The following is a 22,717-nucleotide window of genomic DNA, read 5'->3' as shown; positions in this document are numbered from 1 at the left end:
GCCGGCAGCTGTGCACAAAGCGGAAACCGCCGTTGGCCGGGCTTGAATGGAGTTGTGGCCGCCTTTTCGCTAGATCCGGCCCCGCCTCTCGGCGGGGCCGGTTGATGTCAGTCCCGGTTCGTGCGGGACCAGATCAGCTGGTAGCCGTCTTCGCTCTCGACACCGGTCAGCGTCGCGTAGATCGGGGCGGGAAAGCTCGGATCGTCGAGCTTGACCGAGAGGTAATCGCGACCCTGCTCGGAGGTCTTCTGCCAGGCGGCGCCGAGGTCGACCGCGCCGGCAAATATGCGAAACTGCGGGCCTTTGTCCGAGGGGTTATCGACCCGGGAGATGCGGACCTTGACGTTGAGGGCGAGGGTGCGGATCGAGCCGGTGAAGCCATTCTCGGAGGAGGTGAAGGTGCCGATGGTAGCCATTGTCGTATTCCTTTCGCTGTTTCGGGCCGCTCCATTGCGGCCTCGATGGCAGTCGCAAGGAACGGGGACGATCGGCGCGCACCCGAAGGGCCGGAACACATGTGGAGGGCGGGCTGGCGAAACCTTCTTGTTCGCGAGGAATGGCGGCATGCCGCCAGGGGATGAAAGTTTCAAAGGAGACCGTTGCGGGAACAAGAGCGAGGCGAAGCCGTTGTCCGGTCAGACATGCCACATCGAGCCCGCGGATGGTGCCCTGTGATCAACGAACGGGATATGCCTGTGGCGATCGGCATCAATGATCCTGTTGAATAGCTGTACCGTGCCGAACCCGACGCCAACTACCACGGTCACCAGACGCTTCTTACGTGATCCTCGGCCAAGATCCGCTTGCGAGACAAACTATCAGCCATAGAGTTTCGTCGTGATTTGTCGCCTGGGGGAAAAATGCGTCAGCAGACAAGCCGTTCATCGTTGAAATCAAGCAATCCCGGAAGCTGAGGACCGACCCCCAGAAACCCTCGATCTCAGCGAAACTGGACATGAGCGTGGCTGACGACCTGATCGACCACGTGAAGAAGGTCGTGGAGCCGGCCCCGCTAAAAAGCGGCGACCGACCTTAACGTCACCCCATACGTTTCGCCTTTCAGCCTCGACGGGCTGAAGCCCATGAAGGAAGGCAGTTGCGCGCTGCGCATGCGCCGCCTGAAAATTGCCAGCTTGTCGCCGGCCAGAACCTGCAGCCAGGACTGGAGGTAGGCGGCATGAATCTGGCCTCGGCTCGAGTTCAGGCGTCATCCCAACATCGGCGCAAAGGAAGCAACTACCGAGTTCGGCATTTTATCTGGACAGTCAAGCTGTCTCAGGCGGATTTCGCGGCGGCATTTGCCAAACCGCGCACTCCGATCGGTGGCGCGTGAGACAGATTCGAGGGGTGTTGCGAGCGCCTTGCGGTACTCAACCGATCGAGTTTGAGGGGCGGCTATGCGGCGCCCCGGACCTCGTGCTGGCGGGCGCCCGCCTGCGCGTGCATCCAGTCGGCGATCTGCTGGGCCTTGCTCGCGGCGGTGAAGATGGCGCGCGCGTCGGCGCGCAGCACTTCCAGCCAGGAGGCGATATAGCGGGCATGATCGGGTCGCGGTTCGACGCTGAGGTTGAGATCGGCGCAGATCATCGCGCTCAAAAGCTCGACCGTGCATTCTTCCATGGCGTAGGCGGCCGAGCCGAAGCGTCCGGAGAGATCGCGGTCGAGGCGATGCCTTGCGCCGGAGGCGTGGCCGCATTCATGGAGCAGCACGGCGTAGTAGGCGACCGCGTCGCGGAAGCACGCAAATCTTGGCATCTGCACCTGGTCCGTCGCCGGGCGGTAATAGGCCTGCGAGCCGCCGTGGCGGATGTCGATGCCGAGAGCCGCGCAGAACCGTTCGGCCCGATCGATCCGCTCAGCCTCGGCCAACACCGGCATCACGGGCGGTGTGTAGCCGTCAACTTGGGCGCAGTTGAAGACGGTGTAGCCGCGAGCGAACAGACGCCGGGCGGGCTCGTCACGATCCTCGTCGCCGTGTTGGGCGTCCGCCCCGTGATCGGTGGTTTTCCAAAACACGACCAGATGGCCGCGTTCGCCCTTGCGAACCTGGGCGTCGAGCGCCTGCCATTGGCGGTAGGTACCCCAGATACCGGCGGGATAGCCGGCCCCGTGCGCCGCGGCCCAGAGCGAGAGGATGTTGATGCCGCGATAGGCCTTGCTTGAGGCGACGTTAACGGGCGTGGTGATGGCTGATCCGTCGTGATGCCAGGGCATCCGGTAGTCACCGGCGCCGGCTTCGATGGCAGCGATGATCTGGCTGGTGACGCGCTCGTAGATATCGGTCGGTGTGTGGTGGTTGCGATCTTTGGTCATGGGTGCCTCCTTCAGCTCGCCCTCTCCGTCGAGGGCGAGGCGACAGGGGCAGACGCGGGAAGCCTGCCCGTCATACCCTGTTCTCGGTTATGGTGCGGAACGGGGTTGACGGGCTGGCAGCGTCTGCCACACCCGAGCCCTGCCTCGACGGGCGAGCTGAAGGAGGCGCAGGCCATGATCGGCGCGCGGAAGAAACCGACCGGGATGATGCGCGCCTCTCAGCCAGCGTCGTCTCGTGGCGCGCTTCAGGGGGACAACCCCAGCACTAGCGGATCAGGCCAGTTCTTGCCGCAGACCCTCTCGATGACGTCATTCCGGCCCGCGTCCTGCAGCGTCAACACCTGGATGTACCGGGCGGACAAGGCCGCGCAGTTCGGCAATCTCGGTACCGCGCACGGCGCGCAGCGCGGCTTCGAGTGCACGGACGCTCCTTGAGGGCCCTCGGGGAGGACTGCCGGTGACGCGCTTGGGCCGCCCGGAACTCGGCGAGAAGATCAGCCGCACGGTTCGCCGTCGCCCAGCTGACGCCCGCCTCGCGCGCCAGGTTGGAGACGGTGAGCGCACCATCGGTCTCGGGGCGGCCGTCGAGCAGCCGCGCCGTCGCTGCCCGCAACGCCGCCTCGCTCTTGGCGCCGAGCGCGCTCATGCTCCGCCCTCCATCAGTGGTGCTATGAGCCGGCGCTTGTGTTTCGTTGTCGCGCGCGATGGCTTCGCGTTGCAACGGCGACAGGCGACCTACAGCAAGCAACCCTTCGCCCTCGGCGATCGAAGCCTGCCCTGGCTCGCGATGCCGGGCGGTCAGACAGGTGTTCGGGCAGCGATCGGGACTGCATCGACCAGGAGCTGGCATAGCCGGGCGAAGCTAGCCTTGACGCGGCCGGCGGGGATGCGGCCCGTCGCCTCTGCCCTTCTTCCTCACCATTCCTTCCTTTTCCCGCTGTTTCAGAAGTTCATTCCAATCGTCGGAGGAGGGGCGAAGCCGACCCCATGCACAGCCAGCGTCATCCGCGATTACGCGCAGCCGATCAGCGTAGGCATCTCCCTGCGCGTTGGCGTCCGTCGCTGCGACGAGCTTAATCTCCGAGCCTGTTGTAAGCCCGCGCAGAGCGGCCGCAGTCGCCGGCGCCCAGCCACCTCCGGTGCTCAAATAGAGAGTGTCGTCCCGCATACCTTCGATTGCCGCCAGGCTCATGGCGTCAATTGCCGCCTCTGTCACACAGAGGCGAGTGGCCTGACTGCAGCCGAACCGAAACAGGACCTTGGCTCCGCCGGTCGCAAAGCCGCGCCATTCCGGCCCGCGGGCCTCCCATCCGCAAACCCTGCCAGCCTCGTCAGTATGGGCTGCCCACATGCTGCCGCATGGGCCTTCACGCAGGATATCTTGTTCGACCGCAACCCGGATGATGGAGACCGGCAGGCGCCGCTGCTTGCAAAGGTAACGCCAAGTCGCCGAGCCTGACCATGGCGGTCTCCGGCGGGCCCATTCCTCGCAAACAGCCGGTGAGTTCGGGCGCTCAAAATCTTCATTCTGCCATATCGGATGCGATGGCTGGACGCCCGCAAGCGCACAAGCCCGCGCGCACGCATCGAGAAAGGTGCAGTTCTCAAGACGGGCTACCAGAGCGAACACATCGCCTTTCTCGTCACCAAGAGGATCGAACCATCCGCGTCCGCTATGGGTAACGATGATGATTTCGCCGCCATGGCGGTATTTCATGGCACGCGCGGTGCTCTCTTGGGCATCGAGCGTAAAGCCGGACGTCTGCAACACCACCTGGCAGCTCACACTTTCCCTCAGTCGCTCGATCTCGCTTCTCTTCATTTGCTTTGTCCGGTCGCGCCGCGTCCGACCTCCATCTCTTCACCTTACCGCCACTATCGCGGGCCACCTTCAAGCGGCCGCGAAGAGCAAAGGCCGCAAGGGCGCGCCTGGCAATTGACGAATCCGACAAGCCCTCACGAACCAGGCGCGGCGAAGCCTCCCTTGCGGCCGCCGGCTCGCAAGCGGCTGCCGGTACGGCCCAGCAGGCAGAAAGCGGCTCAGTGAGCCGACCATGGATGAAATTCGCAGATGATCTCAAGATCGTCGCCGGCATCGATCTCGTCTGAGGGGAGGACGCCATATTCACCGTCGACTTCAAAGACGGTGACCGGAACCATCAGGTCGCGGGCGAGCTGGAAGGCGTGGGATTGTGCGAGAGAACGTGCGTTCGACATCTTGAGGCTCCATCTGGGAGCGGGCCAATTCCCGCTCGATGGCTCCAAAGAAGGCTTGGGACCGGGCGCGATCACCGCGAAGTCGAAAGCGACAAGCGGCCGCAGCTTCAGCTAGCGGACCCTTCACGGGTTGATCGTGGAAGATCCGGAACCGGGCCAGGACGCCATCGAACGAGAGCGGGATTGGGTGCACCGCCGGGCGTCAATCTGCGATACTGCGCGCTTCGATACCCTGCCGACCTGCAGTTTCGATATCGTTTGCGCCCAGGTTAAACGATGAAGCCACGCCGCGCGGCTCCACCAGTCGGTTGCACGAGGCCTAGATGACGGCTGTCACCAGGATTTCCAGGCGTATACCCGCTGACAGGAGGTCCACAACGACTGTGGCACGGACAGGGTAGGGCGCCGAAAAGTACTCGCGATAGACACGGTTCATGCGGGCAGCGTCGGCCTTGTCGACGAGATGGGCCTGGATCTGCACGACATCGCAAGCGTGCCCCGGCCGCCTCGAGTGCCTGACGCAGATTAGAAACCCTGGCGCACCTGCGCTTCGATGTCACCGGGCTCGCCCGTCGTCTGGTCTTTCGCAATATGGCCGAGCGCACGATGCGGCCGGCCTTCACCAAGGCGCTCAGTGGCGCCTTCGAGGCTTCGATGCCGGTTCGACTTTCTCAAACATAATCCGCCCGCTACGCCTTGTTGTCGAGAACCGCGTGGGCGAGGATCTCGATGCGAAGGCCTTCCGACAGCAGTTCTTTCACCACCACGGTCGCGCGCACCGGGTAGGGTTCCTTGAAGAACTCGGCGTAAACCTTGTTCATGCCGGCGGCGTCAGATCGTTCGGTGAGGAAAACCTGAACCTGCACGACATCGGCCAGTGTGCCGCCGGCGGCGCGGATCGCAATGTCGAGATTTCCCAGTGTCCTGCGCGTCTGGGTCTCGATGTCGCCGGCGACAGGCGCGCCGGTCACCGGATCTTCGGAGATATGGACCGACCACACGAGGTTGCCGGCGCGGACGACTTCGCTGACCGGAGCGTCGCAGGGATCGGAACCAGTGTCGATGACTTCAAACATTCTTGCTCTCCAAGGGATATGGTTTCAATTCCGCCCTCGCTACCATAGCCGCTGCCATTGATGCCACCGAAAGGCGTTTCAGGTAACGCGAGACCAAAGTGATTGATGCTGACTAGATCGGCGGCAAGCGCTTGCGCAGTGTGATGGGCTCGACTGCTCGATGCGGTGAATACGTAGGAAGAAAGGCCAATGGAAGGCTGTTGGCGCGGCGGATTACCATCGCAATTGGCCCGAAGGGCTCATAATTCACCAGCTTGAGGGCATCGGAGCCGCCAGCGACGACCGTCGGCGCAGAATAGGAGCCGGCGTTCCGATCGTCGTCTATTTCAGCGGCTACAGGTTTTGCAAACCTCCGGGCTACTTCGAGGTGGCCACGGCAGGCTTGGGGAGGACAATGGTGGGCGCATTCCCGCTGTCATCTCTTAAAGAGCCGGCCAAAAGATAGGCAGCAATCACGACTATTGAAACCATCGTGGCGCCAACCGGAAGGCCGGTTGAAAACTTTCGCTCTGGCACGCCGTAGCCATATTGTTCATTCATGGCCACTCCTCCCATGGACGAAGGTGGCGCAGGATCGCGGGGCACAGGAACACCCAGTCGACCGAGCGAAATCCCTTGGGGACTATCTACGAAAAACGCCCGATTGCCGTCACCTACTGAAGTTGTCATTTGTTCGCCGTCAGGCTTTTCGAACAACATCGCGTGCTTGAGCAGCGATTGTTCATCGGACACGCCATTGCGGGCCTGATCCGCAAGATAGCGCGAAAGCCGATCTGCCCGTTTGCCATAGCGCGGAATACCGCGGCAAATGCAAACCCGGTTAAAGGTACGCTGAAACATGTCGAGCCCATCGTGGTCGACCTGGGCAACCGATGGCCCTGGGCATGCGGGCGGGGCTTTCGACGTTTCGTAATGCTGTACACCGCTGTCTCGGGGAGCGACCAGTTCGAAATCAATCAGCCTCTTGATCGCGCCACTCTCGCGGATGCCGTTTTGATAGCAATCAAGAATACGTCCGGCGATTGTGTGCGCCATCTCACAATCGCGCGGCAGTCCGCGTTCATGCAGAATTTTGATGAAGATGGTGGCGATCTCATTCATTTCATGGGGGAGAAGCGCCTTGGGATTCGTCGTGGAAGGCATCACGCGACTCCTGAAGCAGGGCGAAAGCGCGTTCACCTTTCGGTCCCTGGCCCGCATCGACCGACAGGCGATCAGTATGTCCCGATCTGGCACCGACGCAACCTACCCAGCGGGGAACTTTTATCCAGGCTCGCCATTTCTTCTTGTCACGGTTGCCGCCAGATGAGCAAACGAAGCAAGCTCCAAGGGTGATCAGTTGACCTTGAGATCATCGAGAGTATTTGGCTACGCGGCGCCCGCACCTGCCACCGTCCCATCGCCAATAGGCCTCCACGGCGGTGAGGGCGGCCCCGACGTGGCAGGCGGAAAAGAAGCCTGCCGCCTGAGATTAACAGAGCACGCCCGAGATACGCCTTGCACCCAGCGTCGAGGGCGCATCGACGGATCCAGACGCCCGGGCGACGCAAGACTGCTTGCGAGCTTACCCGGTGTCAGGAGGTGGCCGATGGAAGATCTCCTGATCTGGGCCCGAGGCAGAGAGAGCGCGAGCGCGAGCACTCGGTCTGAGGCCGCATCGACGAACACCCTTTCTCCTCGCGCAAGAGGAGGGACGCCGAGGGCTTCGCTCTTCAAGGCCGCTGTCCTTAAATCATCTGAGGCTTCGCGGAAGGGTCGGGTGACGGGTCCATATCATCGTCTGTGGGCAGCCGTCCGTTCGGCGTCAGATCATCGACGGCGGTCGGGAGTTCGCGGCTCAAACGACTGAGTATTTCCTCGCGCGGGAGGCCTGTCCTTGCTGAGAGCTCGTCGAGCACCTCGGGGCCAAGCACCTCTGACAGCTGGCGGTTATCGACCGATTTGTTTTCACCGGGCTGTACCCACGAGTTCGCTGTTTCGCCATGTCCCGTCTCGTGGAATTGTCGAAGCAACTCCCCAAGACCGCCTGCAAGACCGCCTCCTGCGGTCGCGCTACCGCCAAAAAGCCCTCCAAGGCCTCCCGGTCCACCCGATCCTGCCTGGCCACTCCCGGCCAGCCCGCCCAGAAGGTCGCCCCATCCACCGCCCTGCGGCTGGCCATCCGGCCCAGGCTGAGGATTACGAAGACCGTTCAACAGGTCACGGATCTTATCGCGGTTCTGGTAGCCCGCCACAGCAAGGACTCCCAAAAGGGCTTTTAACGCGTTGCTTGCCATTGTTCGTCTCCCTGAAAGTGCGCTCCGGCGCAACATGACCGCTCATTCGGCGGCCGCCCGGATCGCATTGAGCGAAAACGCCTTGGGGCCTTGCATGTTCCCGATCGGAGTCCGGCAGGGCGAATGAATGCAATGGACAGCTATTTTAGAGATTACTTTGACATCGCTGCGACTTTGACGTTCAATTGACTCGGAACCACGGTGGCCAGGGGAACAAAGTGCGCCATCAGCATCACAGACATCAGCAGCGGCGAAGACCGCCATTGCTGCGTGAAGCGCCGGCCCTGCTCGTGCTCGTGGGGGTTAGCGGTATTGCTGGACTGACCTCTATCGAGGAGTGGGTGATCGAGCCTTCAGGGATCGTCTCGACCATCGGCCAAAGCTGCGACATCAAGGGGAATATCAGCATCGATACAGGGGAGCGGATCTACCATATTCCGGGCCAGAAGTTTTATTCGGCAACCGTCATTAACGGGAATTATGGTGAGCGGTGGTTCTGCAGCGAGGCCGAGGCGCGAGCCGCAGGATGGAGGCGAGCAAGGCGATAAGGGCGTTTCCAACGGCCAAAAGGAGCCCCATTTGTTCGCCCTGCATGCGGGATCCAGTTAATCAGAAATCAGGCACACCGTTCATGCGGCCAGCAAGCTCGTCACGGGCTCGGCTAAGGCGGCTCTTGACGGTACCGACAGCACAATCGCAGATATCGGCAGCCTCCTTGTAGCTCAAGCCATAGCCTGCGACGAGGACAATCACTTCCCGATGGTCGGGCGCCAATCTGTCGAGCGCCTTGTGCAATTCGCTACTGAGCACGCACCATTCCTGCGGCGGCGCCATCGGGATCGGCATCTCGGCGCAATCAACCGCCCCTGGCGCTTCCCGTCGACGCAACTTGTACTGCGTGCGAAACGCATTATGCATGATGGTGAAGAGCCAGGATTTCAGATTTGTGCCCGGCTGAAATCTGTCGATGCTGCGCAGCGCACGAAAAAGCGTTTCCTGGACCAGATCGTCCGCCTCGAAATTGGATGGAAAGAACGTGCGTGCGAATGACCGCAGCGCCGGTATCAGATCTACGACCTGAGTTTCCAGCGGCAGCTGGTCTTCCTTTTCGGGGGTAAACGGCATGGAAACGAGCGCCTTTCGGTATGATGCTCCTATCAATGCACGGCCGACGCTTATGTTCCGAAACTATTTTAGAAAGCGCAGAAGAGTAGCCTCGCTCCAACCAGTCAGAGGAGGGACCTTTTTGTTTGTCCAGTGGACGACGCAAAAAAGGCAAATAGTGCCCGGTTGGGGTCAACAGGCGCGGGATCTGTTGGTGCAGTATCAGCTCTTTCGATCGCCGCCGCGACCGCCAGACCCCGATCCGCTTTTGCTACTGAAAGACCCTGAGCTTTTGCTGCTGCCGCTTTCCCGGCCGCCGGCTTCGGGCTTGCTATTCTTGTGGCTCTGCTCGCCAGCCTTGCGATGTTGTTCGCTACTGCCGCCTTTGTCTGGCATGACGTTCTTCTTGTTAACCTCAGTCCCAACCGACTGAGACCAGACCAAAACGCGGGAAACCAAGACGGTTCCGAATGCGCCCCTGATAACGCGTAATTTTTCCATCCACATTGCATCTGATGACTGTATCACCGCTTGGATGGGCTACAGTCGGCAGGATTGCCGATCTGCGCCAAGTGGCGAGACATCCAAGAAAAGAAGCGGCCCCGCTGGGGGGAGCGGGGCCAGTCAGCATACTGCCAAAAAAGCTCCACCTGGGGTTCGATGGAACTCAGCCGAGACCAGCGGGGGGAAGGGGTCGTCGGCGACATCGAAACGCATGAAACGTGCAATAGTTCCGAGGAACCAAGGAGTCCCGAAATCATTTGTTAAGCGCTCGGACATCTGGTCGAAGATGGCCGGGATACCGCGGTACTCCGGCCTCGCGGCGGGCGCGTGTGGCAGCGGCGTTCGGGTCCCTGCTGCCGAGCGCTTGAGCTCACCCATGGCCATCTTACGGCGCCGTTCCGCCACAGTTGCGCTAAGCGCAGATACCACCGTCACTCCGATGGCACTGAGGTAGGCAATGGCCCCGCCACCCATCCTTGTCGTTCTTATCTCCGCTGTTCACGAACGAGACGATGTCCAACGTCCAACTACGCTTGGCTGACAAAGTGATACGTCGACAACAAAAGGCCTCTCACTCCTTCTCATCATGGATTATTCGCAGCATCCTGATCATGCTGGCGGCATCCAGCAATGCTTGTGAGACCGCCTCTGGGTTGTTCCTTTCAACAGCCGCAGCCATCGACCGCAGATATGCAAGGGGATCGGGCCATTCGCCATTGGTGTCGTCGCTGACCTGTCCTTGCATGTCTCGGATCGTCACGACGGCCCGTTCAAGCAGTCGGCGCATTTCCAATGTGCTGAGCTGATCGATCTGGTTGGCGGACAGGACGAGTTCGGAGACGAAGGCCGTGGCCAAAGACTTTGTCGTGCCCTCACAGTGCATGACATTCGATCCTCGGCCAATTCCTGTGGATCGGTTGAGGAAAGACCAGCACGCGCCACAACTCCACGTCTCCAGGTGTATTGTTTTCGTGTTGCCCAAACGCAGGCAGAACTTCGTTTTCCTCGGCAAGGATCTCCTGTCCCCAGGTGACATAACGATAGGTGCCGCCGCATAGGCCCGCGGCCTGACCGGCTTCAAACCTCTGGACGAACAAAGGTGCCTTGCTATCGAAGAGGCCCTTGCGGTTCTTGTAGCGCGCCAACTCAACCTCCTTCTTTCCCCGATCGACGTGGCTGGACGCCTATGTAGCGGCGCGGTCCGTTGTGGTCAAAAGCCGTCGGCAAAGCGATTTAGCGCCCACTCCGACACTTGCATTGATCGTGCAGACATGGATGAGCTCCGTCCGGAGCGCGAAATTATCGCCAAAGTTTCAATCTTCAACCTTGTGAAACTTTATATGGACGAAAGGCGACCGAGGGCCGCGCTCAATCTGCCGGCGCCCTTGCCGGCTTGGCATCGAGGCGCTCGCAGCGCAAGCGGACAAAGTCCCCATGGGCCTGAAGTACAGGTTGGACTTCGTTAGACTGGACCGCCGATTTGTCAGCTTGGCTGACCGACCGAGCTTTGGATGAGCCCAGACAGTCCCCCATGCAGAAGGCAAGATGACCGCTTTCGCAGAAAGCCCCCGAACCAACCAATGCGAGCGCTTCGCGCACCGCCCACTTAGAGACTTTGTCGTCGGCTTCCAAGTCTTCGTTGCCGCATCCGCTTGTCAGGTTACCAGTGCTGCGGCAACAGCGCCGACCAACTGGCGCAATTCAGCCGGCTTTTGGAGACGCGTCACATCGATGAAGTCGCTCGGGATGACATTCGCGTCGTATCCGGTGAGGAAGACAAAGGGGATGGCGCGCTTGCGAAGAAGATGCGCAATCACGAATTTCGTGCCACCGATACCGAGGTTTAAGTCGATGACTGCCGCGGTAGGGGTGTTGTCGTGAAGCGCCTGGAGCGCCGTCTCTTCGCTAGGATATGGCCCAAGCACAGTTGCACCGGCACCACGGAGAGCCGCGGCGGTGTCTGCGGCAATATAGTAATCGTCTTCGACGACCAGAACTGTCTGGCCAGTGAGATCGGGCGCTCCGGTCATATCCAAGGCTCCCCCAAAGACGACTGTCGGCATTGGAGCGTCTGTCTCGAGAATGCTCTCACGATCCTTCAGCGGCAATTCAAGATGGCAATGGGCTCCGCTCGGTTCGATGGTGATCCTTCCGCTTCCCCCCAGCTCGTAGGGAATTTTTCCCTCAATCAAGTCGCTCCCGAAACCCCGGCGTATTTTCGGATTACGCGTCAATGCCCCGGTCTCCACCCAGTCTAACGACAGCCAAGGGGCGCCGCGCTTTTCAAAGGTCCGCCACTGAACGGAGACCATGCCGCCAGGAACGGAGAGCGCTCCATATTTCAGCGCATTCGTCGAAAGCTCGTGAAATGTCAGCGAGAGCACCTCCACCGCCTTCGGGGACAACATGATGTCCGGGCCGGAGAGTTCGTACTGGCCTTGATGGTGTGCTTGCGCGCTCACCTCGTTCTCGACCACTGTCTTCAGCGATTCACCCTGGTTTGCTTGGCGTGTCAGCAGGACCTGGACGCGGGAGAGTGCGAGAAGCCGACCCGAAAGGTTCCCTCGGTAATCTTCGATACTGTCCGCGCCGGCGGCGCTGCGGTCGGCCATCGACCGGATCATCGCCATGATGTTGCGAACTCGATGCTGGAGTTCGGAAACCAGAACGCGCTGATGTTCTATGGCGAGCTTGGCTTCGGTGACATCCTCAGCGATGCCGCCGATGCGTTGGATGTTCCCATTGCTGTCACGCAGCGGAAAGTCAGTATTGCGTACCCACCGAAAGGTGTGGTCGGACAGCCGATGAATACGGAATTCGTGTACCACCGACTCGCCTTGGCGTGCCCGCTCTATGTGCTTGAGCGCGCTCTCGCGATCTTCCGGCACGATCAGAGCTGCCCATTTCTGGATGTCACCGAGTAGGTAGTCCCGTTGGCGGCCGTAGATGGTGGTTATGGCGGGGCTGACATATTCCATCTCCAGCCTGGCCGCATCGCGTATCCAGAGCGCGCCGGCAGACGCTTCAGCGAACTGCTGGAAGCGTTCCTCACTTTCGCGTAGCGCGGCCTCCGCGCGGGCTCGCTCGAGGGCCGCCCAGGTGCGGTCGGCGGTTTCATCGATGATGGCATGATCGAGGTCGCTCCACGACCGTGGTGTGTCGCTCATCGCTGCAATTGCGGCCACGACAACCCCATCTTTCAGCAACGCCACTGTCAGCGCAGCGGCGACCGAATTGGCCAGCATCCCGGCGCGCTCCGCCTCGCTCAGCGCCTTATCCGTTGCGACTTCGGAAATGGCGAGCGAGTGCCCATCTGCCAAAGCCGCGGCCTGGGCGAGGAAAGTGGCCGTGTCGTACACGCCGATGTGGCTCGGGCGCTCACCCGCGAAATCGTTTCGAGCGTTGACGAAATTGTCGCGTGGCCTATCCATTTCGACGTATCGCATCCGGTCGACGCCGAGATATCGGCCAAGAAGCCGGCAAGCGGTTTCCTGGATCGCTATCGGTTCAGATAGCGGCCGCAACGCGTCACTAAGTTCGAGCAGGAACGCCTGCCGCTCCTCGCTTTCGCGCAGGGCGATCTCGGCGCGTTTGCGTTCGGTGATGTCATAGAAAACGCTGACCAGACGCCTGCTTCCAGAGCCGCCGACGCGCGCTGTGGAACTATGAATCCATCGTCCCGTGGGTTGGTGCCACTTTTCAATCTGTTCGGCCTCCCCAGTTTCAACCACCCGGCCGAATGTTTCGATCCAATATGGCTCTGTCCCAGGCATTACCTCACTAGCCAACTTGCCTGCGACATCTTTCAATCCGCTCTGCTTTTCGTAGCCAGCATTTGCTTCTAGAATCTTCCAATCTACGGGCCTGCCAAGGTCATCATAGATCATTTCAAAAATGCAGCAGGCTTCAATCATAGTATCAAACACCGCACGAAACTTAGTCTCGTTCCCGCGCACGACAATGTCGGCATTCTTGCGAGAGGTGATGTTTTCGAATACGGAGGCAACCAACTTGCTGCCTTGGCCTCCGATTCGGGAGGCATTCACGCTGAGCCAAATACTATGTTGCGGCGAGTACTCCTCTATTCTTCCCGGGGAACCGGTTCGCAGGACGTTGTCGTAAAAATCAAACCAGTAATCTTCGACCGTGTGAATTTCGGACAGCCGGCGTCCCCTCCAAGGCGCGATCCCGGTTGTTTTTTCGTAGGCGCGATTGAAGTCGACGCCTAAAAAATCCACCAACCGACCATCGGCATTGTATATCGCTTCCTGAATGGAATAGCCGGAATCTGAGGTATCAAAGAGGGCGCGAAAAAGGGCAAGACCGTCGGTCGCTTCGGCCAACTGTCGGCGCAAATCCTCCATGAGGGCGTTTTGATCCATGGCCAAGCATTGCATAGTTCGGCTGTTGCGACGAGTCGTCGCTAGCGAGGTGGACGCCTCAGCCCGCCGCAACGATCGATAGACTCCGCTAGGCTCGGTTTTGTGCGTCGGCGACCTCTGGGTACGCTCCGCCGTGTCCCAAACCACACTGAAACCTTCGCCGTTTCCCGCTTCGGTCAACAATTCGATATCTTGCGGAAGATGGCCGAGATAGCGGCTAAGCGTGGCGCACGGCTAAACGGAAGCGTTGCGCCCCATCCCACCGACAATGAGGGGGCAAACAACCTGCCGGCGGCCGGCAAAGTCCGCGAAATGATCAATGCGCACGCGCCTCGATAGAACTCTATCGCGAGTGGACGTAAGGTGAAGCCGGCGAAGGGAGGGCGCCATCTCCGTGAAACACAGGTCGTGTTCGATCTTTAGTCCGAACAGAAACGTTCACGTTGTTGTCAGCTGGGCGATGCTGACTGAGCCAGCTCAGGAGGACCCATGCCCGGATCGCACAGGGCGCAGCTGAAGTCCGTTCACCCGGATCAATGTCGGTCGGCTTGGCCGAGCCGGCCGGCGACCAAAATAATGAAGCGTATCGGAGCTTTCAGCATGACGGCACGCGAAGCGTGAGAAAGCGGGAATTCGCGTCACGCGACGGGCGGAAAAGGAGCCGCCGCAGGAGCTTCAGCATAGCGGCCCGCAGGGGAAGCGGGACCGACTGCTCCCGCCCAAGCGTTCCGTTTCCTAAAAGGTCGTAGGCGAGCTTGAGTGACGGGGGCCTTAGGCGCCGCTCAATCGCTGGATAGAGACCAGGCGCCGGCATCTTGTGCAATGGAGTAGGCCTGTCGTCCCTGGCATATCTAAACGAGAACCTGCCTAGTCGATCAGGTCAGTTTGAATTTGTCGCACGACTTCGGAGTGGCGACCACAGCATGCGACAGCAATTCCAAGGTAGCGCGTGCGCTCCTCCATGATGGCTTCGGCAACCATCGTCGTCGGGTCTTTATTTGACCGCGTAACAGGTGTTCTGCCAACAACTCCACGCAGCAATGACTGAATCATCCGGCGTCACGATTGGGGCGGGCCTCCCGTTCCCGTTGCGTCATTTCGCCGTTCGGCCGTATCTGCGGGCCTTTTACCGCCGTGGTTTGCAGCGCCAGTATCGCAAAGCAGACTTGCTGTGATTGACTTGATCTTCTCTATTCCGGCAATGGTCGTCCTTGGCACCGCAACGTCAGACGACGACAGTCGAAAGCACTGACATGGGGCTTGGCCGAGTACCGTGCCCAAACAGGCAGGTAAGCCGGCGACGGTCAAAACCGCTCGAGCATTCTCTTGAGCTGTGCGTTCTGGGCACGAAGCTGATTTGCCAGCAATAGCCGAAGGCGTTTGTTTTCGGCGTCAAGCGTATCCAGATCATCTGCGTCAATCGGCGCAGTCACCGGTTCCGCCGGCAGCACCTGAGGATCGTCTTTTGCGGCTCCCGGCAAGACCCGAGCAACGCGTTTGCGCGGAGCCTTTTTAGGCGACTTGGCAATCTTGGATACTGTCGGCAGCTCGATCGGCGCTTGTTCGGGATCTGCCACCTGATCGATCTTCGATACTGTCAGTGGCTCGACTGGGGCGGCGGTGGGTTCGGCAACTGCGGCGATGACAACGGGCGGTGATGCCGGGGGTTCCGTGCTGCCTGCGCTCAGCGGGTTTGTCAGCATCTCAGGAGCGACAGCTTCCACCACCGGTGCGCCCGCAGGGATCTGAGCGCCGGTCTGAGCCTTCGGGTCGGTGACTTCTGGGACAGTCGTTTCAGCGGTCCCGAACAGGTGAGAGGATTGGTCTTCAACCTCGCGCGCAAGGGCCTTGAAGTCTGTATCACCCCAAATCGAGTTCGCCCCGTTCTTTGGCTGGCGGCGACCGGATTTGAACTCAACAACGAATTTGCGTTGTGGCGTTTTCATAAGTTTTGCACCTAGAGGTAGCTTGATGTGCCGCATTTTCCCTGCGGCACAAATACAGGGCGAAGCTTCGCGTTTCAACTGACCTAAGCGTGAAGCAGTATTGCACTCAGATCAACACGGGCAAGGCTGTGACCGTGTCCGTCGGGAGTAGGCAAGCTGGATACCGGCCGGACTTCAGCGTCTTGGAGCGGCTGCACGTCAGTGCGTCGCTCGTTTCAACATTAATCCAGTCCGAGCCGCTTGCGCAGGTCGGAATTCTCCGCGCGCAGCTTTTCCGACAGAAGCTTGCGCAATCGCTCGTTCTCGGCTTCGAGTTGCACGAGTTCCGCAAACTCGTCGCCAGCCGGAGCGGGTTCCGCCGTCTTCTTGCTGCCGATCTTCTGGCTAGTGACCTTCTTGCTATCGGCCTTCTGGCTGCCAACCTTCTTCAGGCTGCTCTTCCAGTTATAGTAGGTTTGCTCGGATATGCCTGCGCGCTTGACCGCGCCCTTGAGCGTGCTTGCGCCATCTGCAATCTGGGCTTCGATCAGCTCGAGCTTCTCAAGCTTCTCTTCCTCGCTGAACTTGCGTGTCTTGCTGACTGCCTTTGCCGCCGGCGCCTTCGTTGTGCGAACCGTTTCGGCGGCCGCCTTTTGACGTTTCGGTGCAGCTTGCTTCTTGGGTTCTGGTGCCTTGACGGGAGTGGCATCTTCAACAGCCACAGTTGCAGGCGCCGTATTTTCTTCGGCCATGTGTACGTCCTCGTTGGAGTTTCCCCGTTTTCAACCGATTGAAGTGAAGAGTCAACACAACTCCCTCACTCAGCGTTGCGTAATGGTTTCCGGGTTCCTGAAATCACTGCCCTTGCGCCACCAAATTCACCTGAATTTCCTTCCTTGCTTGATCACTCAATTGGGTCTTTCAACTTCAATGCTCGCACTCTAATAAAGCGGCATCCAAAAGGGTGGAGGAAAGATGAGAAAGCTAGTCGCAGGCAAGCTACATGGCATCTACGTGACCGAGGCAAACCTCAGCTATCATGGGTCGATTACATTGGACCCTGATCACTGCGAGCAAGCCGGAATCCTGCCGATGGAATTTGTCGAAATCTGGAACAAGAACTCCGGTGCTCGTATATCTACCTATGTCATATTGGGGGAGCGCGGCTCCAGATGTTGCATCCTCAATGGGGCGGCTGCACGCACCTGCCAGCCCGGCGACCAGGTCATCATCTGCAATTCCGTTTATCTCCACGAAAGCCAGCTTTCGTCGTTAAAGCCCAAGGTTCTGACCTTTGATGAAAACAATCATATTCGTGACCGCCTGAGCTATTCGGTCAATATCGATGCGGCGGGGCGCTATACCTTCGACATCCTCGATGAACAAGACACCGCACTCCCCATTCCGCTGATGGTATCGGGGACGTGACCGGGTTCATCAAAAACGCTTGCAGGTCAGCGACGTGACTCCAAGAGACCGGGTTGCGTCGTTCACCCAGAACCTGCCGACAGGAAGAAACGCCCAGAAGTGTCCTCCGTCCCAGCAGATTAACGGGAGAAGCGCATACCAATTGGTGCACCCGGTCTTTGCGTTTTTGCGTTGTTCGTTTAAGGGCCGGCCACTGTCGCCCGATCGTGTAACGAGACCGTATGGCTTTTCCTGTGTCCGCCGAACTGAATGAACAGCAAGCCGAAGAGGCTGCAAAGTTCCTGCAAGCCATCGCCCACCCGAAACGGCTCCTGCTCTTGGCAGCTCTGTCAGACCGGCAATTGTCTGCCGGCAGGCTTGCGGCTGCGGTCGGACTTCCTGCAGGCATGGTCTACAAACACCTCCACAAGCTCGTCGAAATCGGCATGCTTTCTGTGAGCGTCAAGGCTGCGGGCATGCGCTTTTCCATCGCCTCACCAGAAACCGTACTCAAGCTGGTGAAAATCCAGGCAGCACTGGCCGCACAGATCGCCGCCAACATCAGCTGAGGTCGACGCTGTCAGAACGACGGACATTCGTTTCCTTGGGCAGAAAAAATGCCCCGCCTGAAAGGCGGGGCTAGCGTTGCGTCCAGATGGCTCACTGGAGGCAGGGAAAATTCCAACAGAAATCGCTCATATACGGTAGGCGCGCGACCCTTCTGAAGGAAGGTCCGATTTCCCGGTTCTGGTACGGTTTCAGGAAATATTTCTGGCCGGACGGCCCACCGGAGGAGGGTTCTTGTCGTGCAACGGTCAGAAGTGAGCCAGCATCAGCAAGCCAGAAGGCTTTGGCCCACGGCGAGGGAGGCCCTGGACCTGAGTGTCCGAACCAGCGGGCACGCTAGGGTCCGGACTCAATTGCACCAGTTCGAAATCAGTTCGATCGGCTGTCATTCCAGCGGCTCGGCATCGCCTGCGGCCGGGATCGTGAGCGCTGTTAACGCGATGGCGCCGGCGGGCCTGGGCTACCTGGCCGCAATAATGCTGACCGCCATCACAACGATCGTCGCCATTGGGGTCAACAGCGGTGTCCAGATACCGAACGTTTCCCTCATCTTCGTGGTGCCCGTCGTCATTGCAGCCGTAGGGTTCGGTTTGGGACCATCTGTGTGTTCGGCGGTGCTCGGGGCACTGTCCTACAACTTCTTCCTGACCGAACCGCGCTACCTGCTCCTGGTCGATGACGCGGCAAACATCTGGGCGATCAGCCTCCTCCTTGTCGTCGGATTGATTGTGAGCGGCGTTGCCTTCACCTCACAACGAAGAGAGAAGGAGTTGCTGGCGTTGAGACGCGATGTTGGCGTGCTGCAGGAATATTGCCGCGACATATCTAAGACACACAACAACGCACAGGCTGCCGTCTCCACCGCCGCCCGGGTGCTAGCCGATCTCTTCCAGGTACCTGCTTTCGCCGCGATCATCGCGGATGATCAGGTGACATCCCTCAAATGTGCCGGAGACCTAGAGCCGAAAATTGCCGAGTTTGAAGCGGCGCGGCTATCCGTTGCAACGGGATCAGCACAGCGAGCGGGGGTCTACCCGACCCTGGATTCGCGCTTCGATTTCTGGCCATGACGATAACGGGACAGAGCATCGTGCTTGGTCTCTCCTTCGATCCAGACAGGCGTCCGGCTGCACCAGACGTTCTGGTCGATATCGTGCGCAACGTCCTGTCGCTGGCACTTTAATGCCAAAACTCGCGGGATCAACTCAAGAGCCGGCAGGCGCGTTGAGTTTTGGTCACCGATGACCGTTAGGATCCTTGTCGACGTCAATCAGCCATGGCTATGGGTCGACAACGGCTCCTAATCTTTTCTCGAAGCTGATGATCGTCTTCGATGTTCCCTCGACAAGAAGTGCTGCCTTTCCATGCGCCCGACCGGACCGGCTGGACCGGGTTGCAAGGGCAGGGAGGGGGCGGGTGGTGACGCTCCCCTTCGGCTTTAGCTTTCTCAGTAGCAATTGTTTTGTCGCCGGTTGATACTCGCTTGCACCTGCATAGGGCGAGTAGGGATCACAGCCGCACGATGCTTCCAGAAATCAAGCTGCATGGTGACGTCGATGTCGCCGCACTGTCCCCACTTCTTCGCGGTATGCTTCTTTCGGTTGCCTATGCTGACGGTGAGGGCGGCATAGGATTGACGGCGACCGGCGCCATGAACCGCAAGTTCGTGCATTGGGCCGCTGTGCACTTCCTTTGGCCAGGCTTCACAGCCGAAGACCTCTACAGCATCAACAAGGTGCTCAATGAAAGCGACATGCCGCCGCTTTGGGTGGTGCGCGACATGACCCGTCATCTGAAGCTTCTTCGTCGGAAAAAAGATGTGCTGCTGCCAACCAGACGCGGCCGGGAGTTCCTGGTGAACCCGCAAGCCTTCTTCGATCTGATCGCCACGGATTATCTCTATTCGTATGTCCATACCACTGAGCGGGAGGAGGAGGTCCGAGCGCGGTTACGCTGGTGGCGCATGTTCCTCAATCTTCTCAATATCAAAGCCAGAGAAGGGTGCACGCCAATAGACGTTGTGAAGATCCTCTATCCAGACTTGGCGCCTCTGTCGGACACCGAAATGACCATAGAAACCTGGAAGTTGAAATCCGACCTCCAATATGGCGTCTTTCGGCGCTTGTGCTGGCTCGGTGTGCTCTATGAGGCACGAGAGGGGCTCACGCTCCTCCAGGATGGAGCCTTCCACAAGACGCCACTTTGGCCAGCTTGCCTGCAGTTGGAATCGGATATGCAGAGTGACATCGGCGTGCATTGACGCTCTTTATTCCGCCGCTGGCTGCTTCATCAACGCTTTCTCTCATCGCGCAATCACCGCCGGATCGTTCATGAAATCCGTCCGCTTGCCCGGCCTGCGGCCACGCGGTTTGTAGCCGTTCTTGTCGCTGTTCGTCTTCACAACCGGCTTTTGCTCCTGGTCCTGGCGCTCCTTGATGTAGGTCAGGAGTTCACCGAGCCTTTTGTTCTCGATGATCGCCGCATGCGTCACCCGCTGGTCCTTGTCGAACACCCGGTAGGGTAGGGAATGCCCCTTCCAGCGCACATCCAGCCTGCCGTCGGCAAGCGCGTAGGTCTCGACATAGCGACCGACCAGCCCGCGCGTCACCGCGGTCTCCTCCAGCATGATCCGCTGGCGCTCGAACGAAAACGTCAGCTGGGCACCGACATAACGCTGCTCACGTTTGCACAGAACGTCGCGTAGCCGATCCGGGGCAAGGTTCAGCGGTCGATGCAGATCCTCAACTCGGGCAGGGGTAATGGCAAACTGGCGGTTATAGCGCTCCATGAACCGAGGCAGGAAAGCGTTGCCATCATCCATGCCGCAGATGCCCTCCAGACGCAGATCCTTGATCAACCGGTCCTGTAGCGTCCGGTTCATTCGCTCGACCCGGCCTTTGGCCTGGCTCGAGTTTGCGCAAAGACTCTCGATGTTTAGCTCGCAAAGCGCACGCCCGAACTGGGTCATGCCCTGACCGCCCTTGGCATCCTTCTTTGCCACTCGGAACACCGAATGCTTGTCGGAATAGAAGGCGACGGGAGCACCATGCGCCTTCAGATAGAGCTCGAGCGCCTCGAAATAGCTGAACGCGCTTTCCGAGCGCACAAACCGCAACTGCATCAGCTTGCCGGTCGCATCATCGATGAACACCAGCAATGAACAGGGATCACCGCGATCCTCAAACCAACGATGCTCGGATCCATCAATTTGCACCAGTTCGCCATAGGCCTCGCGCCGCAATCGTGGCTGATGGAACGTCCGTCGCTGCTTGCGCGACAGCCACAGGCCGGCCTCCGACATCCATCGGCGCAAGGTCTCACGCGACACCGTCAGACCATCACGCTCCGCAAGCTTCTCGGCCGCCAGCGTCGGACCAAAGTCTGCATAGCGCTCGCGCACGATCGCCATGGCGTAATCGCGCATGCCGTCACAAATTCGATTGTTCGATGGCCGGCCAATCGCCTGGTGTCGGATCGACGCCGCACCGTCGACGCTGATCCGACCCAACAGACGCCGCACCTGGCGCGTACTTAAGCCCAGCACATGTGCCGCCGACACCAGTGTCATGCGCCCGGCGATAACTTTCGACAAAACCTCGATCCGCTGCAGATCACGCTCACTCATCGCAATCAATCCCATCCGCAATCTCCCAGGTCATCAAACCCGGGGAGAGTGACATTCTTACTTTGCAGGATCAGGACACTTTAACTTTGCGGGGGAGAATCTAATCCAAGTGCAACATTGACGGGTGAAGAGTAGGGCACTACGCGCATTCGCGCAAATGCGCCATGAAGACCTCGGTGGGCGTTCGATAGCCCAAGCACTTACGCGGGAGCGCATTCATATGGTGGGCGAGGGCGACGAGCTGTTGCTGACTGACAGCGGAGAGATCGGTATCGCCAGGCATGAAGCGGCGGATGCGCTTGTTGGTGTTTTCCACGGCACCTTTCTGCCAAGGCGCACTGGGGTCGCAAAACCAGCTCCGCGCGCCGATGCCATCTTCCAAAGCCCTAAAAGCGGCAAACTCCGTGCCGCGATCAAAGGTGAAGCTCTGCCGGGCAAAGGCTGGCAAAGGTGAGAACGTTTCGATGATCTTGTCCATGATCGGCCGTGAGTGCCGGCTCGGATTCTTGATCATCACGGTGTAGCGGCTTTTGCGCTCGACCAACGAGGTCAGGTTGGCGTTGCCGAGATCACGTTCGAAGATCAACAAGTCGCCCTCCCAGTGCCCGAACTGCGAACGATCGCCAATGAAATCAGGACGTTGCGATATCCTGCAGGCAGCCGGAAAAGTGCCGTCGCGCGGCTTCCTCGAGCCGCGGGGGCGGCGTTTGCGGCGGCCTTCCGACAGATGCTGATAGAGCTCCAGCGCCTGATCGTCCTTGCCGTAGATGAAGCGATAGATCGTCTCGGTGCAGACCCGCACGGCGCTCACGCCATCGGCGAGCAGACGACCGGCAATCTGTTCCGGTGACCAAAGTGCCTTCAGCTGCTCGATCACCAATTCGCGCAATTGCGGGTGCCGCACGAGCTTCCTCAAACGCTGCCGCCGCTCTTTGCGGATGTCGTCAGCAACGGTTGGGAAGTAACCGCTATAGTCGGGCAGCTCGCGATCGTGGAAGGTGTTGCGCCGGATCTCACGGTAGATCGTCGATCGATGACGACCAAGTTCGCGCGCCATTTCTTTGATCGGCACTTTGCGTTCGACAAAGTGGAAGAGGCGGCGTCGATCGGCCAGATTCAGCTGCGAATAGCGTCGGGACATTCCAAAATCTCCAGGGGGAAATCATTGAAATCATTGGCATGTCGCACTTCAAATTAGAATGTACCCGGCTACAGACGTTTATCGCATAAGCTTAATTATGGAACTGCGCGGTCATTTTACCAACGTTCCTAGAGATCCGAGCCCCGGCCGAGCTTTGAGACGATGTCCACGTAGGACTGC

Annotated in this window: 24 protein-coding genes and 1 pseudogene; 6 read left to right on the top strand and 19 right to left on the bottom strand. The window is 59.6% G+C overall.

The features are described from left to right. Positions 1 to 107: 107 nt before the first annotated feature. The 3 genes and pseudogenes from LAC81_RS37645 to LAC81_RS37635 all read right to left on the bottom strand — a co-directional run bounded on the left by LAC81_RS37645 (position 108) and on the right by LAC81_RS37635 (position 2,313). A complete protein-coding gene (locus LAC81_RS37645; protein WP_223730646.1) occupies positions 108 to 416 on the bottom strand; it encodes a DUF736 domain-containing protein in 309 nt (102 codons plus the stop codon). Between the two features lie 636 nt (positions 417 to 1,052). After that, positions 1,053 to 1,250 (bottom strand): annotated as a pseudogene (locus LAC81_RS37640) (zincin-like metallopeptidase domain-containing protein); the annotation flags it as partial. Positions 1,251 to 1,395: 145 nt separating this feature from the next. Further along, positions 1,396 to 2,313 (bottom strand): ArdC family protein, encoded by a 918-nt coding sequence (locus tag LAC81_RS37635; protein ID WP_223730645.1) that lies wholly within the window; start codon positions 2,311 to 2,313, stop codon positions 1,396 to 1,398. A 174-nt stretch (positions 2,314 to 2,487) separates the two neighbouring features. Between LAC81_RS37635 and LAC81_RS37630 the strand changes: the two genes are divergently transcribed. Continuing rightward, positions 2,488 to 2,748 carry a hypothetical protein gene (locus LAC81_RS37630; RefSeq protein WP_223730644.1) on the top strand — a complete coding sequence of 87 codons (261 nt, stop codon included), beginning with the start codon at positions 2,488 to 2,490 and terminating at the stop codon, positions 2,746 to 2,748. Between the two features lie 427 nt (positions 2,749 to 3,175). On the opposite strand, the gene LAC81_RS37625 is transcribed toward LAC81_RS37630, so the two are convergent. The 8 genes from LAC81_RS37625 to LAC81_RS37590 form a co-directional block, all read right to left on the bottom strand. Then, positions 3,176 to 4,135 (bottom strand): DUF3991 and toprim domain-containing protein, encoded by a 960-nt coding sequence (locus LAC81_RS37625; protein WP_223730643.1) that lies wholly within the window; start codon positions 4,133 to 4,135, stop codon positions 3,176 to 3,178. A 218-nt stretch (positions 4,136 to 4,353) separates the two neighbouring features. After that, positions 4,354 to 4,530 (bottom strand): hypothetical protein, encoded by a 177-nt coding sequence (locus LAC81_RS37620; RefSeq protein WP_223730642.1) that lies wholly within the window; start codon positions 4,528 to 4,530, stop codon positions 4,354 to 4,356. Between the two features lie 319 nt (positions 4,531 to 4,849). Beyond that, entirely contained in the window at positions 4,850 to 5,011 is a 162-nt protein-coding gene (locus tag LAC81_RS37615; RefSeq protein ID WP_223730641.1) for a RidA family protein, read from the bottom strand. 44 nt (positions 5,012 to 5,055) lie between these two features. Beyond that, positions 5,056 to 5,205: a hypothetical protein gene (locus tag LAC81_RS37610; RefSeq protein WP_223730640.1), complete on the bottom strand. Its 150-nt coding sequence runs from the start codon at positions 5,203 to 5,205 to the stop codon at positions 5,056 to 5,058. Positions 5,206 to 5,219: 14 nt separating this feature from the next. Next, complete coding sequence (locus LAC81_RS37605; protein WP_223730639.1) at positions 5,220 to 5,606, bottom strand: RidA family protein; 387 nt, start codon at positions 5,604 to 5,606, stop codon at positions 5,220 to 5,222. After that, a complete protein-coding gene (locus LAC81_RS37600; protein ID WP_223731072.1) occupies positions 5,498 to 5,797 on the bottom strand; it encodes an aldehyde dehydrogenase family protein in 300 nt (99 codons plus the stop codon). The genes LAC81_RS37605 and LAC81_RS37600 overlap by 109 nt, the downstream gene beginning before the upstream one ends. Positions 5,798 to 5,963: 166 nt before the next feature. Beyond that, positions 5,964 to 6,749 (bottom strand): hypothetical protein, encoded by a 786-nt coding sequence (locus tag LAC81_RS37595; protein ID WP_223730638.1) that lies wholly within the window; start codon positions 6,747 to 6,749, stop codon positions 5,964 to 5,966. Positions 6,750 to 7,333: 584 nt separating this feature from the next. After that, positions 7,334 to 7,882 (bottom strand): YidB family protein, encoded by a 549-nt coding sequence (locus LAC81_RS37590; protein WP_223730637.1) that lies wholly within the window; start codon positions 7,880 to 7,882, stop codon positions 7,334 to 7,336. Between the two features lie 263 nt (positions 7,883 to 8,145). Between LAC81_RS37590 and LAC81_RS37585 the strand changes: the two genes are divergently transcribed. Then, a complete protein-coding gene (locus LAC81_RS37585) occupies positions 8,146 to 8,430 on the top strand; it encodes a hypothetical protein (protein WP_419195924.1) in 285 nt (94 codons plus the stop codon). 61 nt (positions 8,431 to 8,491) lie between these two features. Here the strand turns inward: LAC81_RS37585 and LAC81_RS37580 are convergent, their stop codons facing one another. From LAC81_RS37580 to LAC81_RS37555, 6 genes are all read right to left on the bottom strand, one after another. Beyond that, complete coding sequence (locus LAC81_RS37580; RefSeq protein ID WP_223730636.1) at positions 8,492 to 9,007, bottom strand: sigma-70 family RNA polymerase sigma factor; 516 nt, start codon at positions 9,005 to 9,007, stop codon at positions 8,492 to 8,494. A gap of 1,054 nt (positions 9,008 to 10,061) precedes the next feature. Continuing rightward, the gene (locus tag LAC81_RS37575) at positions 10,062 to 10,346 is read right to left on the bottom strand and encodes a hypothetical protein (RefSeq protein WP_223730635.1); all 285 of its coding nucleotides are present in this window, start codon (positions 10,344 to 10,346) and stop codon (positions 10,062 to 10,064) included. A gap of 16 nt (positions 10,347 to 10,362) precedes the next feature. Beyond that, the gene (locus tag LAC81_RS37570) at positions 10,363 to 10,635 is read right to left on the bottom strand and encodes a hypothetical protein (protein ID WP_223730634.1); all 273 of its coding nucleotides are present in this window, start codon (positions 10,633 to 10,635) and stop codon (positions 10,363 to 10,365) included. 510 nt (positions 10,636 to 11,145) lie between these two features. Next, complete coding sequence (locus LAC81_RS37565; RefSeq protein WP_223730633.1) at positions 11,146 to 13,872, bottom strand: PAS domain S-box protein; 2,727 nt, start codon at positions 13,870 to 13,872, stop codon at positions 11,146 to 11,148. Positions 13,873 to 15,176: 1,304 nt separating this feature from the next. After that, the gene (locus tag LAC81_RS37560; RefSeq protein WP_223730632.1) at positions 15,177 to 15,818 is read right to left on the bottom strand and encodes a hypothetical protein; all 642 of its coding nucleotides are present in this window, start codon (positions 15,816 to 15,818) and stop codon (positions 15,177 to 15,179) included. A gap of 221 nt (positions 15,819 to 16,039) precedes the next feature. Continuing rightward, entirely contained in the window at positions 16,040 to 16,549 is a 510-nt protein-coding gene (locus tag LAC81_RS37555; RefSeq protein ID WP_223730631.1) for a transposase, read from the bottom strand. Positions 16,550 to 16,772: 223 nt separating this feature from the next. On the opposite strand from LAC81_RS37555, the gene panD reads away from it, so the two are divergent. The 4 genes from panD to LAC81_RS37535 all read left to right on the top strand — a co-directional run bounded on the left by panD (position 16,773) and on the right by LAC81_RS37535 (position 20,031). Continuing rightward, on the top strand, positions 16,773 to 17,225 hold the full coding sequence (gene panD / locus LAC81_RS37550) for an aspartate 1-decarboxylase (protein WP_223730630.1): 453 nt from the start codon (positions 16,773 to 16,775) through the stop codon (positions 17,223 to 17,225). 233 nt (positions 17,226 to 17,458) lie between these two features. After that, on the top strand, positions 17,459 to 17,773 hold the full coding sequence (locus tag LAC81_RS37545) for an ArsR/SmtB family transcription factor (protein WP_223730629.1): 315 nt from the start codon (positions 17,459 to 17,461) through the stop codon (positions 17,771 to 17,773). Positions 17,774 to 18,124: 351 nt separating this feature from the next. Beyond that, positions 18,125 to 18,841, top strand: coding sequence for a DUF4118 domain-containing protein (locus tag LAC81_RS37540; protein WP_223730628.1), 717 nt, complete (start codon positions 18,125 to 18,127; stop codon positions 18,839 to 18,841). Positions 18,842 to 19,293: 452 nt separating this feature from the next. Beyond that, positions 19,294 to 20,031 carry a hypothetical protein gene (locus LAC81_RS37535; protein WP_223730627.1) on the top strand — a complete coding sequence of 246 codons (738 nt, stop codon included), beginning with the start codon at positions 19,294 to 19,296 and terminating at the stop codon, positions 20,029 to 20,031. Between the two features lie 42 nt (positions 20,032 to 20,073). Here LAC81_RS37535 and LAC81_RS37530 read toward each other — a convergent pair whose 3' ends face one another. Together LAC81_RS37530 and LAC81_RS37525 are read right to left on the bottom strand one after the other, a co-directional pair. After that, on the bottom strand, positions 20,074 to 21,411 hold the full coding sequence (locus LAC81_RS37530) for an ISNCY family transposase (RefSeq protein ID WP_223730626.1): 1,338 nt from the start codon (positions 21,409 to 21,411) through the stop codon (positions 20,074 to 20,076). Between the two features lie 124 nt (positions 21,412 to 21,535). Next, entirely contained in the window at positions 21,536 to 22,537 is a 1,002-nt protein-coding gene (locus LAC81_RS37525; protein WP_223730625.1) for an IS30 family transposase, read from the bottom strand. Positions 22,538 to 22,717 lie beyond the last annotated feature (180 nt).

This window comes from Ensifer adhaerens, from assembly GCF_020035535.1.
In the GTDB taxonomy this organism is placed as follows: domain Bacteria; phylum Pseudomonadota; class Alphaproteobacteria; order Rhizobiales; family Rhizobiaceae; genus Ensifer.
This window is presented reverse-complemented; position numbering and strand designations above follow the sequence as displayed.

Excerpts from the sequence above, each read along its gene's own strand:
- LAC81_RS37625 (WP_223730643.1), bottom strand. The coding sequence starts at position 4,135 with ATGAAGAGAAGCGAGATCGAGCGACTGAGGGAAAGTGTGAGCTGCCAG.
- LAC81_RS37590 (WP_223730637.1), bottom strand. The coding sequence starts at position 7,882 with ATGGCAAGCAACGCGTTAAAAGCCCTTTTGGGAGTCCTTGCTGTGGCG.
- LAC81_RS37635 (WP_223730645.1), bottom strand. The coding sequence starts at position 2,313 with ATGACCAAAGATCGCAACCACCACACACCGACCGATATCTACGAGCGC.
- LAC81_RS37560 (WP_223730632.1), bottom strand. The coding sequence starts at position 15,818 with ATGAAAACGCCACAACGCAAATTCGTTGTTGAGTTCAAATCCGGTCGC.
- LAC81_RS37620 (WP_223730642.1), bottom strand. The coding sequence starts at position 4,530 with ATGTCGAACGCACGTTCTCTCGCACAATCCCACGCCTTCCAGCTCGCC.
- LAC81_RS37605 (WP_223730639.1), bottom strand. The coding sequence starts at position 5,606 with ATGTTTGAAGTCATCGACACTGGTTCCGATCCCTGCGACGCTCCGGTC.
- LAC81_RS37535 (WP_223730627.1), top strand. The coding sequence starts at position 19,294 with ATGCTTCCAGAAATCAAGCTGCATGGTGACGTCGATGTCGCCGCACTG.
- LAC81_RS37530 (WP_223730626.1), bottom strand. The coding sequence starts at position 21,411 with ATGGGATTGATTGCGATGAGTGAGCGTGATCTGCAGCGGATCGAGGTT.
- LAC81_RS37580 (WP_223730636.1), bottom strand. The coding sequence starts at position 9,007 with ATGCCGTTTACCCCCGAAAAGGAAGACCAGCTGCCGCTGGAAACTCAG.
- LAC81_RS37525 (WP_223730625.1), bottom strand. The coding sequence starts at position 22,537 with ATGTCCCGACGCTATTCGCAGCTGAATCTGGCCGATCGACGCCGCCTC.
- LAC81_RS37630 (WP_223730644.1), top strand. The coding sequence starts at position 2,488 with ATGATCGGCGCGCGGAAGAAACCGACCGGGATGATGCGCGCCTCTCAG.
- LAC81_RS37565 (WP_223730633.1), bottom strand. The coding sequence starts at position 13,872 with ATGGATCAAAACGCCCTCATGGAGGATTTGCGCCGACAGTTGGCCGAA.
- panD (WP_223730630.1), top strand. The coding sequence starts at position 16,773 with ATGAGAAAGCTAGTCGCAGGCAAGCTACATGGCATCTACGTGACCGAG.
- LAC81_RS37645 (WP_223730646.1), bottom strand. The coding sequence starts at position 416 with ATGGCTACCATCGGCACCTTCACCTCCTCCGAGAATGGCTTCACCGGC.
- LAC81_RS37555 (WP_223730631.1), bottom strand. The coding sequence starts at position 16,549 with ATGGCCGAAGAAAATACGGCGCCTGCAACTGTGGCTGTTGAAGATGCC.
- LAC81_RS37595 (WP_223730638.1), bottom strand. The coding sequence starts at position 6,749 with ATGCCTTCCACGACGAATCCCAAGGCGCTTCTCCCCCATGAAATGAAT.